This window comes from Streptococcus sanguinis (assembly GCF_020729725.1).
Taxonomy (GTDB): Bacteria; Bacillota; Bacilli; order Lactobacillales; family Streptococcaceae; genus Streptococcus; species Streptococcus sanguinis_V.
In genome coordinates, this window is the sequence record NZ_JAJEPA010000012.1 from 116,175 (window position 1) to 135,560 (window position 19,386).

At 43.2% G+C, this 19,386-nt stretch carries 14 protein-coding genes; 13 read left to right on the forward strand and 1 reads right to left on the reverse strand.

What is annotated here, in order from left to right:
• Positions 1–8: 8 nt before the first annotated feature.
• Positions 9–785 (reverse strand): glycyl-radical enzyme activating protein, encoded by a 777-nt coding sequence (locus K4I03_RS05960; protein WP_227964026.1) that lies wholly within the window; start codon positions 783–785, stop codon positions 9–11.
• Between the two features lie 124 nt (positions 786–909).
• Here K4I03_RS05960 and K4I03_RS05965 point away from each other — a divergent pair, with 124 nt between their 5' ends.
• The 13 genes from K4I03_RS05965 to K4I03_RS06025 all read left to right on the forward strand — a co-directional run bounded on the left by K4I03_RS05965 (position 910) and on the right by K4I03_RS06025 (position 19,352).
• Positions 910–1,653: a DeoR/GlpR family DNA-binding transcription regulator gene (locus K4I03_RS05965; protein WP_227964027.1), complete on the forward strand. Its 744-nt coding sequence runs from the start codon at positions 910–912 to the stop codon at positions 1,651–1,653.
• 16 nt (positions 1,654–1,669) lie between these two features.
• A complete protein-coding gene (locus K4I03_RS05970; RefSeq protein ID WP_227964028.1) occupies positions 1,670–2,641 on the forward strand; it encodes a sugar-binding transcriptional regulator in 972 nt (323 codons plus the stop codon).
• 99 nt (positions 2,642–2,740) lie between these two features.
• Positions 2,741–3,232 carry a hypothetical protein gene (locus tag K4I03_RS05975; RefSeq protein WP_227964029.1) on the forward strand — a complete coding sequence of 164 codons (492 nt, stop codon included), beginning with the start codon at positions 2,741–2,743 and terminating at the stop codon, positions 3,230–3,232.
• Positions 3,233–3,562: 330 nt separating this feature from the next.
• Positions 3,563–3,886, forward strand: a complete 324-nt coding sequence (locus K4I03_RS05980) for a PTS lactose/cellobiose transporter subunit IIA (protein ID WP_002896659.1) — start codon at positions 3,563–3,565, stop codon at positions 3,884–3,886.
• 20 nt (positions 3,887–3,906) lie between these two features.
• On the forward strand, positions 3,907–4,218 hold the full coding sequence (locus tag K4I03_RS05985) for a PTS sugar transporter subunit IIB (protein ID WP_002896658.1): 312 nt from the start codon (positions 3,907–3,909) through the stop codon (positions 4,216–4,218).
• A gap of 17 nt (positions 4,219–4,235) precedes the next feature.
• Complete coding sequence (locus tag K4I03_RS05990; protein WP_002896657.1) at positions 4,236–5,537, forward strand: PTS sugar transporter subunit IIC; 1,302 nt, start codon at positions 4,236–4,238, stop codon at positions 5,535–5,537.
• A 168-nt stretch (positions 5,538–5,705) separates the two neighbouring features.
• A complete protein-coding gene (locus tag K4I03_RS05995; protein ID WP_227964030.1) occupies positions 5,706–8,147 on the forward strand; it encodes a glycyl radical protein in 2,442 nt (813 codons plus the stop codon).
• Positions 8,148–8,161: 14 nt separating this feature from the next.
• Complete coding sequence (locus tag K4I03_RS06000; protein WP_227964031.1) at positions 8,162–8,830, forward strand: fructose-6-phosphate aldolase; 669 nt, start codon at positions 8,162–8,164, stop codon at positions 8,828–8,830.
• A gap of 45 nt (positions 8,831–8,875) precedes the next feature.
• The gene (locus tag K4I03_RS06005) at positions 8,876–9,970 is read left to right on the forward strand and encodes a glycerol dehydrogenase (RefSeq protein WP_227964032.1); all 1,095 of its coding nucleotides are present in this window, start codon (positions 8,876–8,878) and stop codon (positions 9,968–9,970) included.
• Positions 9,971–10,135: 165 nt separating this feature from the next.
• Positions 10,136–12,637, forward strand: coding sequence for a leucine--tRNA ligase (leuS, locus tag K4I03_RS06010; RefSeq protein ID WP_227964033.1), 2,502 nt, complete (start codon positions 10,136–10,138; stop codon positions 12,635–12,637).
• Between the two features lie 178 nt (positions 12,638–12,815).
• Complete coding sequence (locus K4I03_RS06015; RefSeq protein WP_227964034.1) at positions 12,816–13,505, forward strand: VIT1/CCC1 transporter family protein; 690 nt, start codon at positions 12,816–12,818, stop codon at positions 13,503–13,505.
• Positions 13,506–13,748: 243 nt separating this feature from the next.
• Positions 13,749–14,945 (forward strand): phosphoglycerate kinase, encoded by a 1,197-nt coding sequence (locus tag K4I03_RS06020; protein ID WP_227964035.1) that lies wholly within the window; start codon positions 13,749–13,751, stop codon positions 14,943–14,945.
• 318 nt (positions 14,946–15,263) lie between these two features.
• On the forward strand, positions 15,264–19,352 hold the full coding sequence (locus K4I03_RS06025; protein ID WP_321573157.1) for an antigen I/II family LPXTG-anchored adhesin: 4,089 nt from the start codon (positions 15,264–15,266) through the stop codon (positions 19,350–19,352).
• Positions 19,353–19,386: the final 34 nt, after the last annotated feature.

Consider the following 19,386-nt stretch of genomic DNA (forward strand, 5'->3'; position numbering starts at 1 on the left):
ATTAAAGACTAAAAATAACAATTAATGTCATGCTTCAAAAAGACATCTTGGTATTCAAATAAGTCTTCAGGGTGCAAGGCCTTGACATCTTCCATGGCATACTTTCGGCCAAGTAATTTGTATTTATTTTCGCCAAATTGATGGAAAGGCAGCAGCTGGACTTGATCGATGGATAGTTCATTAAACAGGGTCGCAAACTGCTCCGCGTCTTCTAAAGAGTCATTAAAATCTGGGATGACAGGAATGCGCAAAACAATCGTCTTTTGATGAGTGAAGGCGTAGTGGATATTCTGAACAATCAATTCGTTTTTTACTCCAGTCACCTTGCGATGGTTGACAGAGTTATAATGTTTCAGGTCGGTATAGATGAAATCAACGTACTGGATGAGATCCACGAATTTTTCATGTTCTACAAAGGCAGTTGTTTCAATAGCGGTATGAATCCCTTTTTCCTTAGCCGCTTTGAGAATGGCCTTGGCAAATTCAAACTGGGCGAAAATCTCTCCGCCAGATAAGGTTAGGCCGCCACCAGATTCTTCATAAAAATCTCTGTCCTTTAGGACTTCGTTGATAATCTCCTCGACACTTCTTTCCTCCCCCATAGTGATGCTTTTTTTGGTAGTAGCATCCAGCATAGGCTCGGGTTTGAGCTGCTGTGATTCTGGATTGGAGCACCAAGGGCAGCGCAGAGGGCAGCCCTTGAGGAAAACCGTTGTACGAATCCCTGGTCCATCATGAATACTGAAATGTTGGATGTTGAAAATAATTCCTTTTGTTGTTTCCATACTCAGGCCTCCTTTGGATACAATCATTATAACTTATTTTAGAAAGAAAAACAATTACGAATGAAAGTATTTTTTATTTTATTTTTAAGGTGTCTTTTGTTACAATAATAGCAGAGGTGATAGAATGGAACGTTTAGATGAAATTGTGAAATTAGTGTCTGAATTTGAACGAATCGATGTCAATACTTTGTCTGACCGCTTAAAAGTGTCCAAAGTAACGATTCGCAAGGACTTGGATAAGCTGGAAACCAAAGGTCTGCTGCGTAGAGAGCATGGCTATGCTGTTTTAAATAGCGGCGATGATCTGAATGTTAGGCTTTCCTTTCATTATGATACCAAGCGCCGAATTGCCCAGGAAGCAGCAAAAATCGTTCAGGATAATGAAACCATTATGATTGAATCTGGATCGACCTGTGCTTTACTAGCTGAGGAAATCTGCCGAACGAAGAAGAATGTCAAGATTATTACCAATTCTTATTTTATTGCAGATTATATAAAACAAACTGATTCTTGTAAAATTATCTTGCTGGGCGGAGAATTTCAGAAAGATTCGCAGGTGACAGTAGGGCCTCTTCTCAAGGAAATGATTCGCTTTTTCCATGTAGAACATGCCTTTGTCGGAACAGATGGCTATGATGAAAATCTAGGTTTTACAGGCAAGGATTTGATGCGGAGTGAGGTTGTGCAGTATATGTCAGAAGCATCTGATCAGATGATTGTCTTGACGGATTCAAGCAAGTTTACCAGAAAAGGAACGGTTAAGAGATTCGGCTTCAAGCAGATTGCCCAAGTGGTGACTGACAAGGCAATTCCTAAAGAGGCTGTTGAGCGCTTGAAAGCTACGGATATCAAGCTGACTCTGATCTAGCAGAGAAGGAGATAAGATGAAAAATGAAAGAAAAAAACTATTGGCAAAAATTGCTTATCTCTACTATATCGAAGAAAGAAGCCAGTCTGACATTGCGGCTGAGACAGGGATTTATCGCACCACCATCAGCCGAATGCTGGCAGAAGCTAAAAAAGAGGGCATTGTAAAGATTGAGATTGAAGACTTTGATACTCGCTTGTTCCACTTAGAAAACTATGTAAAAGAAAAATACGGGCTCAAGGGAATCGAAATTGTCAGTAACTTAGTAGATGAATCTCCAGCAGACCTGGAAGAGAGGTTGGCTCAAGCTGCTGCGGGTATGCTACTCAGCCTGATTAAAGACAATGATAAAGTGGGATTTTCTTGGGGAAAGAGCTTGAGCCTTTTAGTAGAGCACTCTAGCAGCAAGCATTTGACAAATGTCCATTTCTTTCCTTTGGCCGGTGGTCCCAGTCATATCCATGCACGCTACCATGTGAATACCCTCATCTATAGCATGGCTGGAAAATACCATGGGGACTGCCGTTTTATGAATTCCACGATTATTCAGGAGAACGAGCAACTGACAAATGGAATATTGGCTTCTAAATATTTTGAAGATCTAAAAAGCAGCTGGCAGGAGCTAGATGTGGCTGTAGTTGGTATTGGAGGGCAGGTTGACACGGGAAATCGCCAATGGCTGGACATGCTGACCTCAGAGGATTTTCTTGCTCTAGAGAGCCAGGATGCTGTCGGAGAAATCTGCTGCCGCTTCTTTAATAAAAAAGGGGAGATGGTCTACCAGCATTTGCAAAATAGAACGATTGCCATCTCTTTGGAAAATTTGAAAAAAGTGCCGCTTAGCCTAGCCTTTGCCTATGGCAGTCAAAAGTCTGCTGCCATCTTAGCAGTGTTGCGAGCTGGCTATGTTAATCATTTGGTGACAGATGAAGCGACGATTCTAAAAATGCTTGACTTGGACGGAGATAGGAGTTTCTTCACTTCTTAATGTCAGTGGAATCTCATGTGCAAGAGATTTCCAAGACGTAATTTAGGATCCCATTTTTAATAGTGGATTAGCAGCTATGTATGGAGGTGGATTGTTGAATTGAAAAAGCCGATGAAACAAAAATTGACTAGTTTAGCCACAGGAGAGCTAGTCGCTGTGCTAGTATTTTGGATGAATTTTTTCCTTCTCAAAAAATGGATTCTTACTACTGGAGCTTTGATTTCTATTTCTTTCTCCTTGTTTGTACTGAGTTTTATTTTGATACAGGGCTCTGTTTTCTGGTGGATTTTGATAAAAAGGATTTCCAATCCAGGATTTGCTGAAAGATATACAGGCAAGATTTACAGAATACTAAAGATCTTAGACCTTATTTTACTAGGTGTAGGGGCCCTGATAATTATGTTAAATTACAGTGAATTTCCCACATCCATAATCTCTTTAGCAATTTGGTTTTTTGCTGTCATCGAGTGGATTAATTATTTTAAATGGCAATTATCCTACAGTCTGAATCCTGCTGTTTTATTGAAATACATCCTCCAGAGGAAATTGTGGAAAAGTAAAATAGCAAAGGAAATTGAGAAGGCCGTATAAAAAGATAAGTTTCTGTTTCTTAAAATAGCATATATGAGGAAGTAGAAGCAAATAGCTGCTGCTTCTTTTTTGTGCCGAATCTGCTTATCGTTCTTATCTAATAGAGTGCCTTTGAATCGCAGATGAATACAGCTGTACAGAACTGTCCTTTATGGGGGGAGTTTTTATTCTGCACAAATGTGCAAAATAATTTAAATAAGCTAATTTGTTCTATAATATATTGACGGACTGAGATAAAGGTGATACATTCTAGTTACAAACAAAAATAAATCACTTTCAAACAAAAGAACAAGTTTTTGTTAATCATAAAGATAGGAGCGATTGTAACATATGGAAATGATTGTAGCAGATCAAATTATCATGGGTCTTATCTTAGACGCTGGTGATGCCAAGCAGCATATTTATCAAGCTTTATCACTAGCTAAAGATGGTAAGTTTTCAGAATGCGATGAGCAGATTGAGCTGGCAGATAAGGCGCTGTTAGAGGCCCATAACTTGCAGACCAAGTTCCTAGCTCAGGAAGCTGGAGGAACGAAAACAGAGATTACAGCACTGTTTGTTCATTCTCAAGATCATTTGATGACTAGCATTACAGAGATTAACCTCATCAAAGAAATCATCGACTTGAGAAGAGAATTACAAGGGGAAAAATAAATCATCAGGAGGATGAAAAGATGGTTAAGATTGGTTTGTTTTGCGCGGCAGGTTTTTCAACAGGAATGTTGGTCAACAATATGAAAATAGCTGCAGCTGAAAAAGGGCTGGAAGCTGAGATTGAAGCCTACTCTCAGGCTAAGTTGGCTGATTATGCAGCGGATCTGGATGTCGCTTTATTGGGCCCGCAGGTAGCTTATACTCTGGACAAATCTACAGCTATTTGCGACAGCTGCCATACTCCGATTGCAGTTATTCCGATGGCTGATTACGGTATGCTAGATGGCGAAAAAGTGTTAAACCTCGCTTTGAGTTTGTTGGATAAACATTAAAATCAAGGAGCTTCGTTATGTCTAAAGTGGATACTCAAAAAATCATTGCGCCGATTATGAAGTTTGTCAATATGCGCGGGATTATCGCCTTAAAAGACGGTATGTTGGCAATTTTGCCTCTTACAGTTGTGGGAAGTCTATTCTTGATTGTAGGGCAATTGCCGTTTGAAGGTCTAAATCAAGCCATTGCTGGTGTGTTTGGGGCTGACTGGACAGAACCGTTTATGCAGGTTTATTCAGGAACCTTTGCCATTATGGGGCTGATTTCTTGTTTTTCAATCGGCTATTCTTATGCCAAGAACAGCGGTGTAGAGCCTCTGCCGGCAGGGGTGCTGTCTCTTTCTTCTTTCTTTATCCTTTTGAAATCCTCCTACATACCAGAAAAGGGTGAGGCGATTGCAGATGCGATTGCCAAGGTCTGGTTTGGCGGACAAGGAATCATTGGAGCCATTCTCATTGGTCTGGCAGTTGGCAGTATCTATACGATTTTCATTCAAAAGCATATTGTCATCAAAATGCCAGAGCAGGTTCCTCAAGCGATTGCCAAGCAGTTTGAAGCCATGATTCCTGCTTTCGTTATTTTCTTGCTGTCAATGCTTGTTTATATTATTGCCAAGATAGTGACAGGTGGCGGTACCTTTATTGAGATGATTTACGATGTCATTCAGGTGCCTCTGCAAGGTCTGACAGGCTCTCTGTATGGAGCTATCGGTATTGCTTTCTTTATTTCTTTCCTGTGGTGGTTCGGCGTCCACGGTCAGTCCGTTGTCAATGGTGTCGTAACAGCTTTGCTACTGTCAAATCTAGATGCCAATAAGGCACTGCTTGCTGCAGATAAGCTGTCCGTTAGTCAAGGCGCTCATATTGTGACCCAACAATTTTTGGATAGCTTTCTTATACTATCGGGCTCTGGTATTACTTTCGGAGTGGTCGTGGCCATGCTCTTTGCTGCCAAGTCCAAACAGTATAAGGCTCTGGGGAAAGTTGCTGCTTTCCCAGCAATCTTCAATGTCAATGAACCAGTTGTCTTTGGTTTTCCGATTGTGATGAATCCAGTCATGTTCCTGCCCTTCGTTTTGGTACCGGTTCTAGCTGCTTTGATTGTCTACATGGCGATTGCGGTTGGCTTTATGCAGCCATTCGCTGGTGTGACTTTGCCTTGGAGTACACCGGCAATCATTTCTGGCTTTATGGTCGCTGGCTGGCAAGGAGCAGTCATTCAAATTGTCATTCTAGCTATGTCCGCCTTTGTCTATTTCCCATTTGTGAAGTTTCAGGATAAGATTGCCTACAATAACGAGTTGAAAAATGAAGAATAATCTGATTTTGTTGGATAAAAACACAAAAGTTTCTTGGCTCAGATGGCACAAATGTGCAAAAAATCTTTAATTCAGTAATCGCCTATAAATGATTGAATTCTAGGATTTTGCATGTTACAATAGTTACGAAAGAAATAAATTAAATTTCATAAGAAAGGTCGTGACCAAATGATCCAAGTAAAAGAAGTAGAAAAAACAACAATAAAAACAGACTATTTTGGCAGCTTAACAGAGCGGATGAATAAATATCGGGAAGATGTTTTAAATAAAAAGCCCTATATTGATGCAGAGCGTGCTGTCCTAGCTACCAAGGCTTATGATAAGCATAAGGAAAAACCAAATGTATTGAAACGTGCTTACATGCTCAAAGAGATTTTGGAGAATATGACGCTTTATATCGAAGATGAAACGATGATTGTCGGTAATCAGGCTTCATCTAATAAAGATGCGCCTATCTTCCCAGAGTATACTTTAGAGTTTGTACTCAATGAACTAGATCTTTTTGAGAAGCGGGACGGAGACGTCTTCTACATTACAGAGGAAACCAAAGAGCAGCTCCGCAGCATCGCTCCTTTCTGGGAAAATAATAACCTCCGTTCGAGAGCTGGAGCTTTGCTTCCAGAGGAAGTTCAGGTTTATATGGAAACTGGCTTCTTTGGTATGGAAGGAAAGATGAACTCTGGAGACGCCCACTTGGCGGTCAACTATCAAAAACTTTTGGCTTATGGACTGAAAGGTTTTGAAGAAAAAGCTCGTGCAGCTAAGGAAGCTTTGGATTTGACCGATCCGGCTAGTATTGACAAATACCACTTCTATGATTCCATTTTCATCGTAGTAGATGCTGTGAAAGCTTATGCGGAGCGTTTTGTAGTCTTAGCCAATCAGCTAGCTGAAAAAGCAGAGCCTAAGCGCCGTCAAGAGCTCTTAGAAATCGCTAGAATCTGTTCTAAAGTGCCGTACGAGCCAGCATCAACCTTTGCTGAAGCTGTTCAGTCTGTTTGGTTTATCCAGTGTATCCTTCAGATTGAGTCCAACGGACATTCACTCTCTTATGGACGCTTTGACCAGTACATGTATCCTTATGTCAAGGCAGATTTGGAAGCTGGACGTGAGACAGAGGCTAGTATTGTGGAACGCTTAACCAATCTCTGGATTAAGACGATTACCATTAATAAAGTGCGCAGCCAGGCCCACACATTCTCATCTGCGGGCAGTCCCCTTTATCAAAATGTGACAATCGGTGGCCAAACGAGAGATAAGAGAGATGCAGTCAACCCGCTTTCCTACCTTGTGTTGAAATCTGTAGCTCAAACTCATCTTCCTCAGCCGAATCTGACTGTTCGTTATCATGCAGGCTTAGATGCTCGCTTTATGAATGAGTGTATCGAAGTCATGAAGCTTGGTTTCGGTATGCCGGCTTTCAATAATGATGAAATCATCATTCCGTCCTTTATCGCCAAAGGCGTTTTGGAAGAAGATGCATACGATTACAGTGCTATCGGCTGTGTGGAAACTGCTGTGCCTGGTAAATGGGGCTACCGTTGCACAGGTATGAGCTACATGAACTTCCCTAAGGTGCTCCTGATTACTATGAATGATGGGATTAATCCGGCATCTGGCAAGCGCTTTGCACCAAGCTTCGGTCACTTTAAAGATATGAAGAGCTTTGCTGAGCTGCAAACGGCTTGGGACAAGACCTTGCGCCATTTGACCCGCATGAGTGTCATCGTGGAAAATTCTATTGACCTATCTCTTGAAAGAGAAGTTCCGGATATTCTCTGCTCAGCTTTGACAGATGACTGTATCGGACGCGGTAAGCATTTGAAAGAAGGCGGAGCAGTCTATGACTATATTTCCGGTCTTCAAGTCGGTATTGCCAATCTATCAGACTCACTGGCGGCTATCAAAAAGCTGGTCTTTGAAGAAGGCAGGCTGACTCCGGCTGAACTCTGGCATGCACTTGAAACAGACTATGCAGGTGAGCGTGGTAAAGAAATTCAAGAGATGCTGATTCATGATGCACCGAAATATGGTAATGATGATGATTACGCAGATAAGCTAGTGACAGATGCTTATGATATTTATGTGGATGAAATCGCTAAGTATCCAAATACCCGTTATGGCCGTGGTCCAATTGGCGGTATCCGCTACTCTGGAACATCTTCTATTTCAGCAAATGTAGGTCAAGGTCGCGGTACCTTGGCGACACCAGATGGCCGCAATGCCGGAACACCGCTCGCTGAAGGTTGCTCTCCTTCCCACAATATGGACAAGAACGGCCCGACCTCTGTATTGAAATCTGTTTCCAAATTACCGACAGACGAAATCGTAGGAGGCGTTCTGCTCAATCAAAAAGTCAATCCTCAGACCCTGTCTAAGGAAGAAGATAAAGTGAAACTTATTGCCTTGCTTCGTACATTCTTTAACCGTCTGCATGGCTATCATATCCAATACAATGTCGTTTCTCGGGAAACCTTGATTGATGCTCAGAAGCATCCTGAAAAACACCGCGATTTGATTGTTCGCGTTGCAGGCTACTCTGCTTTCTTCAATGTGCTTTCCAAGGCGACACAAGATGATATTATTGGACGTACGGAGCACACATTGTAAAAGAGGTCCAATTTATGGAATTCATGCTTGATACCTTAAATTTAGAGGAGATAAAAAAATGGTCGGAAGTCCTCCCCTTGGCGGGAGTGACTTCTAATCCGACCATCGCAAAAAAAGAAGGAAAAATAAATTTCTTTGAACGGATTCGCGCCGTTCGGGAAATCATAGGAGAAGGTCCATCTATCCATGTGCAGGTTGTTGCCAAGGATTATGAGGGAATCTTGAAAGATGCTGCTGAAATTCGAAAAAAATGCGGCGATGCTGTCTACATTAAAGTTCCGGTCACACCAGCTGGACTGGCAGCTATCAAAACTCTTAAACCAGAAGGTTACAAGATTACAGCGACAGCCATTTATACAACCTTTCAAGGTCTATTAGCCATTGAAGCAGGGGCTGATTACCTTGCTCCTTACTATAACCGCATGGAAAATCTCAATATTGATTCAGATGCTGTCATCAGCCAGCTGGCTCAGGCGATTGAGCGGGATCATTCCGCCAGCAAAATATTGGCAGCTTCCTTTAAGAATGTTGGACAAATCAATCGTGCTTTTGCTGATGGGGCCCAAGCCATTACAGCTGGACCAGATATCTTTGCAGCAGCCTTTGCCATGCCATCTATCGCTAAGGCAGTGGATGACTTTGCCGCTGACTGGTCAGCAATTCACAATCAGGAATACATTTAAAAGGCATATATAATGCTCTATCTATAAAAAAGAAAGAGGTGTTCTATGAGAATTTTTGCAAGCCCGTCTCGTTATATTCAGGGAGAAAATGCCCTGTTTGAAAATGCAAAACAGATTCTTCAGTTAGGCAGCCATCCAGTCTTGCTTTGTGATGATGTGGTTTACCAGATTGTTGGGGAAAAGTTCAATGACTACCTTACCCGTTATGGCTTTCATGTGCTGCATGTCGCTTTTAACGGAGAAGCTTCTGATGCTGAAATTGATCGGGTCGTTGCTCTGGCTGAAAAAGACGGAGCAGACTTGGTTATTGGCCTAGGTGGTGGAAAAACCATTGACAGTGCGAAGGCGATTGCAGATATACTAGGACGTCCTGTGGTCATTGCGCCAACCATTGCCTCTACAGATGCCCCAACGTCAGCACTTTCTGTTATCTATACAGAAGACGGCGCCTTTGAAAAGTATATTTTCTATAGTAAAAATCCTGAACTCGTCTTGGTGGATACGAAAGTGATTGCTGGAGCGCCAAAACGGCTTCTAGCTTCTGGGATTGCAGATGGCTTGGCGACTTGGGTAGAGGCGCGTGCTGTTCAGCAAAAAAATGGCACTACCATGCTGGGACAAAGACAGAGCTTAGCTGGTGTAGCAATTGCGAAGAAGTGTGAAGAAACATTGTTTGCAGATGGCCTGCAGGCTATCGCAGCCTGTGAAGCGAAAGTCGTGACCCCAGCTCTGGAAAATATCATTGAGGCCAATACCCTTCTCAGTGGCGTCGGCTTTGAGAGCGGCGGTTTAGCAGCAGCCCATGCTATCCACAACGGCTTCACAGCTCTCACAGGTGATATTCACCACCTGACCCACGGTGAAAAAGTTGCCTATGGAACCTTGACCCAGCTCTTCTTAGAAAATCGATCTAAAGAAGAATTGGAAAAATATATTCGCTTCTATCAAAAAATCGGTATGCCGACAACTCTGAAAGAAATGCATTTAGAAAATGCTAGCTATGAAGATTTACTCAAAGTTGGTCAGCAAGCGACGATTGAGGGTGAAACTATCCATCAGATGCCATTTGAGATTTCAGCTTCTGACATTGCAGGTGCCATCCTGGCAGTCGACCAATATGTCAGGGATATGGATAAATAAAAGCAAAATACAAAACAAGCCACCTTCCAACCGCAGGGTTGACAGCGTGGCTTGTTTTTTGGTGGAGAGCCCCTTTGGCTGATGTGTCTGGCAGTCATGAAATTCCATCTTTCAAAATCCCTTGAAAATGGTATAATAGAAACAGTACAAAAAATGGAGAAAAGAATGGCTTATTATAATCACAAAGAAATCGAACCCAAGTGGCAGAAATATTGGGCAGAGCACCATACATTTAAGACAGGTACGGATAAGGACAAGCCTAACTTTTATGCGCTGGACATGTTTCCTTACCCATCAGGAGCGGGGCTCCATGTAGGGCATCCGGAGGGCTACACGGCGACAGATATCCTTAGCCGCTACAAGCGAGCTCAGGGCTATAATGTCCTGCATCCTATGGGCTGGGATGCCTTTGGTCTGCCAGCTGAGCAATATGCCATGGATACAGGCAATGACCCAGCTGACTTTACAGCAGAAAATATTGCCAATTTTAAGCGTCAAATCAATGCTCTAGGATTTTCGTATGACTGGGACCGGGAGATCAATACAACTGACCCTAGCTATTATAAGTGGACCCAGTGGATTTTCACCAAGCTTTACGAAAAAGGCCTGGCTTATGAAGCTGAAGTGCCAGTAAACTGGGTTGAAGAGCTGGGAACGGCTATCGCCAATGAGGAAGTCCTGCCAGACGGCACATCTGAGCGCGGTGGTTATCCAGTTGTGCGCAAACCTATGCGTCAGTGGATGTTGAAAATCACAGCCTATGCAGAACGTTTGCTCAATGACTTGGAGGAGCTGGACTGGCCAGAGTCTATCAAGGATATGCAGCGCAACTGGATTGGTAAATCAACAGGTGCCAATGTAACTTTCAAGATTAAGGACATAGACAAGGACTTCACCGTCTTTACGACTCGTCCGGACACCCTTTTTGGTGCGACCTATGCTGTTTTGGCTCCAGAGCATGCTCTCGTTGATGCCATTACAAGTGCCGAACAAGCTCAAGCAGTTGCAGACTATAAACACGCAGCCAGCCTCAAATCCGACCTAGCTCGGACTGATTTAGCTAAGGATAAGACTGGTGTTTGGACAGGAGCTTATGCCATCAATCCAGTTAACGGCAAGGAAATCCCCATTTGGATTGCCGACTATGTGCTTGCTAGCTACGGAACAGGAGCCATCATGGCTGTTCCTGCCCACGACGAGCGCGACTGGGAGTTTGCTAAGCAGTTTAACCTGGAGATTATTCCTGTTCTAGAGGGGGGCAATGTTGCTGACGCTGCTTACACAGAAGACGGTCCGCATATTAACTCTGGCTTCTTAGATGGCTTGGACAAGGCTGCCGCTATTGAAAAGATGGTTGCTTGGCTGGAAGCGGAAGGTGTCGGAAATGAAAAAGTCACCTATCGCCTGCGCGACTGGCTCTTTAGTCGTCAACGCTACTGGGGTGAGCCGATTCCAATCATTCATTGGGAAGATGGGACTTCAACGACTGTTCCTGAAAATGAATTGCCACTTATCTTGCCTGTAACCAAGGATATCCGCCCTTCTGGTACCGGTGAAAGCCCTCTGGCCAATCTGACTGACTGGCTGGAAGTGACTCGGGAAGATGGTGTCAAAGGACGCCGCGAAACCAACACTATGCCTCAATGGGCTGGTTCCAGCTGGTATTATCTGCGTTACATTGACCCACACAACAATGAGAAATTAGCAGACGAAGAGCTGCTCAAGGCTTGGCTGCCAGTTGATATTTATATCGGTGGCGCAGAGCACGCTGTGCTCCATCTTCTCTACGCTCGCTTCTGGCACAAATTTCTCTATGATCTTGGAGTGGTTCCGACCAAAGAGCCTTTCCAAAAACTCTTTAACCAAGGAATGATTTTGGGGACTAGCTACCGTGATCACCGTGGAGCACTTGTCGCGACTGATAAGGTGGAAAAACGCGATGGTTCTTTCTTCAATATCGAAACTGGAGAAGAGTTGGAGCAAGCACCTGCCAAGATGTCTAAATCTCTGAAGAATGTGGTCAATCCAGACGATGTAGTGGAGCAATATGGTGCCGATACACTGCGTGTCTATGAAATGTTCATGGGGCCGCTGGATGCGTCTATCGCTTGGAGTGAGGAAGGTCTGGAAGGCAGCCGTAAGTTCCTAGATCGTGTCTACCGTTTGATTACAAGTAAAGAAATCGTTGCGGATAACAATGGTGCTCTCGACAAGGTATACAACGAAACAGTCAAGTCTGTCACAGAGCAGATTGAGGAGCTCAAGTTTAACACAGCCATTGCCCAGCTCATGATCTTTGTCAATGCAGCCAACAAGGAAGAAAAACTCTATGTCGAATATGCTAAAGGTTTCATTCAATTGCTGGCGCCTTTTGCACCGCACTTGGCTGAAGAACTCTGGCAGGCAGTTGCTCAAACAGACCAGAGCATTTCCTATGTAACTTGGCCAACTTATGACGAAAGCAAACTGGTCGAAGCAGAGGTCGAAATCGTAGTTCAGATCAAGGGTAAAGTCCGTGCTAAGCTAGTCGTAGCTAAGGACTTGAGCCGTGAGGAACTGCAGGAAATCGCTCTGGCAGATGAGAAAATCAAGTCCGAAATCGCCGGCAAAGAAATCGTCAAAGTCATTAGTGTGCCGAATAAACTAGTTAATATCGTGGTGAAATAATACGTTTGTTACAGTATTATAGTGATTATAAAGAAAGGAGTCGTTTAAAACGGCTCTTTTTTCAATGCCTTTCTTCTCTTAAATAGTAGAACTTTTCTCATTTTTCGATTTCCTCTTGTATTCGTTCCGAATTTTATTTATAATCATTATAAATAAAAAAGAAAGAGAAAATTAAATAGTGGAAGAACATAAAATTGATACGAACTTTAGTGGGCGGCTGAATATATTGCGGGCCGGGGTTTTAGGAGCTAATGACGGCATTATTTCCATAGCAGGTGTGGTTATCGGGGTGGCTAGTGCGACGGACGATGTCTGGATTATCTTTCTGTCTGGTTTGGCGGCAGTCTTTGCGGGTGCCTTTTCTATGGCTGGTGGAGAGTATGTTTCTGTTTCTACTCAAAAGGATACAGAGGAAGCTGCTGTTGGCAGAGAGCGGGAGCTTTTAGAGAAAAATCCGGATATCGCTAGGCAGTCTCTCTATGCTGCCTATGTTCAAAATGGCGAGTGTGAGACTTCTGCCCAACTCATGACCAACCGGGCTTTTCTCCAAAATCCGTTGGAAGCCTTAGTGGCGGAAAAGTATGGCATCGAGATTGAGGAGTTCACTAATCCCTGGCATGCGGCTATCTCTAGCTTTTTAGCTTTTGCTGTTGGTGCGCTTTTTCCTATGATTACCATTATCCTGCTTCCAGCCAGCGTCCGTATCTGGGCAACTGTTCTAATCGTGGCCTTGGCTCTTTTGGGAACGGGCTACACCAGCGCTAGATTAGGCAAAGCACCGCTCAAAAATGCCATGATTCGCAACCTCGTGATCGGTCTTTTAACCATGGCGGTCACCTATGCAGTAGGGCAAGTCTTTGCAATTTAGTAATGAGAAGAGTTAAAGTCAGTAGTTTTACTGGCTTTTTGCATTATCGAATCTAGAGAAAAATCCAGCTTTAACTATTGTCTGAATGAACTCAGCGCTCTTTTCTCATTCTCTAATTCCAAAGTTCGAGAGAAAGAAGTGCTATGCGCTTCTTTTTTGTGAAAATTTTCTTTATATCAAGAAAACTTTTGGGAAATATGATATAATAGTTGCGTATAAAATATGAAAAGGAGTTTTTGTAACATGGCAAAACTTACTGTTAAAGACGTTGATTTGAAAGGTAAAAAAGTCCTCGTTCGTGTAGACTTTAACGTACCATTGAAAGACGGAGTGATTACAAATGACAACCGTATCACTGCCGCTCTTCCAACTATTAAATACATCATCGAGCAAGGCGGTCGCGCAATTCTCTTCTCTCACCTTGGACGTGTAAAAGAAGAAGCAGACAAAGAAGGTAAATCTCTTGCGCCAGTAGCTGCAGACTTGGCTGCTAAATTGGGTCAAGACGTTGTTTTCCCAGGTGTCACTCGTGGTGCTGAATTGGAAGCAGCTATCAATGCTCTTGAAGATGGGCAAGTTCTTTTGGTTGAAAACACTCGTTTTGAAGATGTTGACGGCAAGAAAGAATCTAAAAACGATCCTGAACTTGGTAAATACTGGGCATCTCTTGGAGATGGTGTTTTCGTAAATGATGCATTCGGTACAGCTCACCGTGCACACGCATCTAACGTCGGTATCTCTGCAAACGTTGAAAAAGCTGTTGCTGGCTTCCTTCTTGAAAATGAAATTGCCTACATCCAAGAAGCAGTTGAAACTCCAGAACGTCCATTCGTAGCTATTCTTGGTGGTTCAAAAGTATCTGACAAGATCGGTGTTATCGAAAACTTGCTTGAAAAAGCTGATAAAGTCCTTATCGGTGGTGGTATGACTTACACATTCTACAAAGCGCAAGGTATCGAAATCGGTAACTCACTTGTAGAAGAAGATAAATTGGATGTTGCCAAAGCTCTTCTTGAAAAAGCAAACGGTAAATTGATCTTGCCAGTTGACTCTAAAGAAGCAAATGCATTTGCTGACTACACTGAAGTGAAAGATACTGAAGGTGAAGCAGTGGATCCAGGCTTCCTTGGTTTGGATATCGGTCCTAAATCTATCGCTAAATTTGATGAAGCGCTGACTGGTGCGAAAACTGTTGTCTGGAATGGCCCTATGGGTGTGTTTGAAAACCCAGACTTCCAAGCTGGTACAATCGGTGTTATGGACGCTATCGTGAAACAACCTGGCGTAAAATCAATCATCGGTGGTGGTGACTCAGCTGCTGCAGCCATCAACCTTGGCCGTGCAGACAAGTTCTCATGGATTTCTACTGGTGGTGGTGCCTCAATGGAACTCCTTGAAGGTAAAGTATTGCCAGGACTTGCAGCATTGACTGAAAAATAAGCAGCAAGTTTAGAATTTTTAATCTTGTAGAGAACAAGTACAAAACTGTAATAAGGAAAGACTAGCGAAAGCTGGTCTTTTTCTTGTATTCTCATTGTTCATTTAAAGAAAGATAGAGCAAAGGAGAATAAAAATAGACAATATGTATACAAGTGTATAAATTTGTTTCAGGGTAAATAAAAGGAGCAAAAAATGCTTGCAAAACGAGGCAAAACTTGTTAGGATTAAGATACATATATATTCTGATGCTTAAAGAGAGTTAAATTAAAATGGAGCTTCTGACAGGAGGTTCCCATTACTTTTTGATTTTCTGAAGGCATGAGAAAACTGCTGACTGTAAAAGTTAGCAGAGGGAGGAGAAAAATGAAGAAAAAAGAAGTTTTTGGTTTTCGGAAAAATAAGGCTGTTAAAACTTTATGCGGTGCTGTTCTAGGTGCGGCTTTTTTAACGTCAACGATGCAAGTAAGAGCAGATGAAGTGGTATCTGATACCAATAGTCCTGTCAATACTGAAATGGTGGGCACTGGAAATGCAGCGACCAATCTGCCTCAAGCTCAAGGACCAGCCAGTCAGGCATCTAAAGAGAGCCAGGCGCAAGCAGGTCAGGCAGACGGCGGTGTGACAGTGACTGTTCCAACAGCTGATTTAGATGAAAGCGTCAAAAAGGCTCAAGAAGCAGGCCTGACAGTGATCAAAGACCCAGCTGTTGACAAAGGAGCAGTCCAGACTGCTCAAGAAATAGCAGACAAAAAATCGGAGATTACAGCAGATTATCAAGCGCAAGTAACCGAGATTGATGCCAAGGTCAAGGGGTATAAAGAAAAAGTATCAGCCTACGAGGCGGAAGTAGTTCGGATTACAGCAGAAAACAAAGCGACAGCGGAACAATATGCTAAAGATTCGGCTGCTCATCAAGCAGAAGTAGCTCGGATCACAGCAGAAAATGCTCAGCTGAAAGCAGATTATGAAGCTGCCCTTAGTAAATACAAAACAGATTTAGCAATGGTTCAAAAGACCAATGCAGATAATGCAGCAGCTTACCAAGTGGCTAAAGCGGCCTACGATGCAGAATTGGCCCGTATCCAAAAACTGAACGCAGAAACAAAGGCTAATTATGATGCTGCTCTGGCGGCTTATGCAAGTGAGCTTGATCGTGTTCAGAAGGCGAATGCAGCAGCTCAAAAAGAATATGAGCAAAAGCTGGCGGAGAACCAAGCTAAGAATGCCACTATAGCAGCTCAAAATGAAGAAATCAAGAAGCGTAATGCTCAAGCCCAAGCAAATTATCAAGCTCAGCTGGCCCAGTATAATGTTGATTTGGCTGCCTATAACACAAAATTAGCCAAGTATCAGCAAGATAAGGCTAAATATGATGCTGAACAGGCCAAGATTAAGGCTGGTCTGGCTATTGCAGAAACAAAGAAGACTGAAGACGGTCATTTGAGCCGTCCGATTGCGCAAAGTCTGGTTTTCAAATCAGAACCTAATGCTAATTTGTCACTGACTACAACTGGTGAGTTCGTCAGCTATGCTGGCATGGAAGCCGCTGTGAAGAAAACTGCAGAGTTTTCTAAGAAACTCTTCCAGCTGGATAACTTCAAAGTAACGGATATTCAAAATGCTAACTATCAGACCAACCAGCAGGAAAGCTTTGGTACAGTTGGCAAGTATGCAGGCTATAGTTCTAACGTAACAAGTGGTAAAGGGCCGACTGAATGGTCTTCTGTTTTGTTGAGCCGCGGTCAGTCTGCAACAGCAACCTATACAAATCTTCAGGGAACTTATTATCGAGGGAAAAAAGTTTCTAAAATCGTCTATACTTATACTCTTGATCCAAGTTCCCGATTCCGCAATGATAAGGCTTGGTTAGGTATTTTTAAAGATCCGACCATGGGAGTTTTTGCTTCAGCTTATACAGGAAATCTTGAAGATGCGACCTCTCTCTTTGTGAAGACGGAATTTGTCTTTTATGATGATAAAGGCCAACCTATTAATTTTGATCAGGCTTTGATGTCCGTGGCTTCCCTCAACCGTGAAGCTAACTCTATCGAAATGGCCAAAGATTATACCGGAACTTTCAACAAGATTTCGGGTTCATCTATTGGTGAAAAGAACGGCCAAATCTATGCGACCGAGTCTGAAAACTTCCGAGAAGGAGAGGGCGGTTCTCGTTTTACAATGTATACACGCCGCGGTGTGCCTGGCTGGGATACTACAGATGCTCCGAATTCATGGTATGGAGCAGGAGCAGTAGAAATTTCTGGTACAACCAACAGCATGACGATTGGAACGATTTCCTCTTCTGAAGTGTTAGGCCAGCCAGAGGCTACTGATCCACGTAGGGCTGACAAACTAGCTCCTAAGAAACCAAATATTTGGTTTGCGATTAATGGTGATATCCGAGCGACTGATCTGCCAATTATTACAGTAGAAGAACCGGAAGCGCCCGTAGCTCCTACAGCTCCTGCAGTGCCAAGTGAAGAAGCGCTTAAGCCTTTGGATCCAGCTCCAACTGCACCAACACCGAAGGCTCTTCCAACACCTCCGGCAGCACCGACTTATGAAAAAGAGCCGACGCCACCGACGCGTACACCAGATACACCGGAGCCTGATAAACCGGTAGAACCAACTTATAGCTCACTGCCAACCTCACTAGTAGAGCCTGTTTATCAAAAAGAGCCAGCAGCGCCAGTAGCTCCGACTGTGCACTATCATTATCACCTCTTGCAATCTCAGCCGCAGATTCATAAAGAGATTCAAAATGACCAAGGCGCCAATATTGATAAGACTCTGGTGGCTAAGCAGTCCGTCGTTCAGTTTGCTCTAAAGACAGAAGCTCTTCCAGCCGGACGCAGTGAGACGACATCTTTTGTCATTGTTGATCCATTACCAAGTGGCTATGAAGTTGACTTAGAAGCAACAAAAGCTGCTAGTGCAGGTTTTGATGTTAGTTATGACAAGGCTAGCCACACGGTGACATTCAAGGCAACTGCAGCAACGCTAGCTACTTATAACGCTGATAGGACCAAAGAAGTTGCTACGCTCTTTCCAACAGTGGTTGGCCGAGTACTCAATGATGGCGCAACTTATACTAATAATTTCACCCTGACCGTCAATGATGCCTATGGTGTCCGCTCAAACGTAGTACGCGTGACCACGCCAGGTAAGCCTGATGATTCAGACAATCCTAGCAATAATTACATCAAGCCAACCAAGGTCAATAAAAATAAGGCAGGATTGGTGATTGATGGTAAGGAAGTCTTGGCTGGTTCGACCAATTACTACGAGCTGACTTGGGATTTGGATCAGTATAAGGGTGACAAGTCATCTAAGAGCACGATTCAAAAAGGTTTCTACTATGTAGATGACTATCCGGAAGAAGCACTTGAACTTCGTCCGGAATTAGTCAAGCTAGTAGATGCAGATGGCAAGGCTGTGGCAGGTGTGACAGTGACCCACTACGAGAGCCTTGAAAAAGCCCCTGCAGCAGTTCGAGAGCCCCTTCAAAAGGCGAATGTCACTGTTAAAGGTTCTTTCCAACTCTTTGCAGCAGACGATGCCCAAGCCTTTTATGACCAATATGTCGTAACAGGTAAGTCTTTGACGATAACAAGTCCTATGGCAGTCAAAGAAGGAATGGGCCGCACAGGCGGTAAATTCGAGAACCGGGCTTATCAAATTGACTTTGGAAATGGTTATGCGACAGACGTAGTCGTCAACAATGTTCCTAAAATCAGTCCTGAAAAAGATATTACATTGAGTCTTGATCCAACAAGTGCAGAAAACTTGGATGGCAAGGAACTGACTTTGGGACGGCATTTTAACTATCGTCTCATCGGAGGCTTGATCCCTGCTAACCACTCTGAAGGTTTGACAGACTATAGCTTTGTGGATGATTATGACCAACGAGGAGATGAGTACACGGGTGCTTACAAAACCTTTGCCAAAGTGGACATCATGCTCAAAGATGGTAAGGTGATAAAGGCTGGTACAGATTTGACTGAGTATACAGCTGCGAATGTTGATCTTGAGAAAGGTTTGATTTCTATTCGTTTCAAGGAAGAATTCTTAGAGACTATTTCTCTGGATTCAGCTTTTCAGGCTGAAACCTATCTACAGATGAAGCGGATTGCTGCAGGTACTTTTGAAAATACCTACATCAATACGGTCAACCATGTGGTCTATGCTTCAAATACAGTTACAACAGTCACTCCTAAGGCACAGCATCTGCTTGTTTCAGATATAAACGATCCAAGAAGAGCTAATCCAACTTCAGTGGCTAAAAAGATTCCTGTTTCTCTTCTGCCAGAAACGGGAGCCAAAGATGCAGTCTATCTGCCATATCTAGGTTTAGCAGCCATTATTGGTGCTTTAGGTCTAGGAAAATTGAAAGGTAAAGAAGACTGATACTAGATGAGGCTAGGGGATCCCTAGCCTTTTT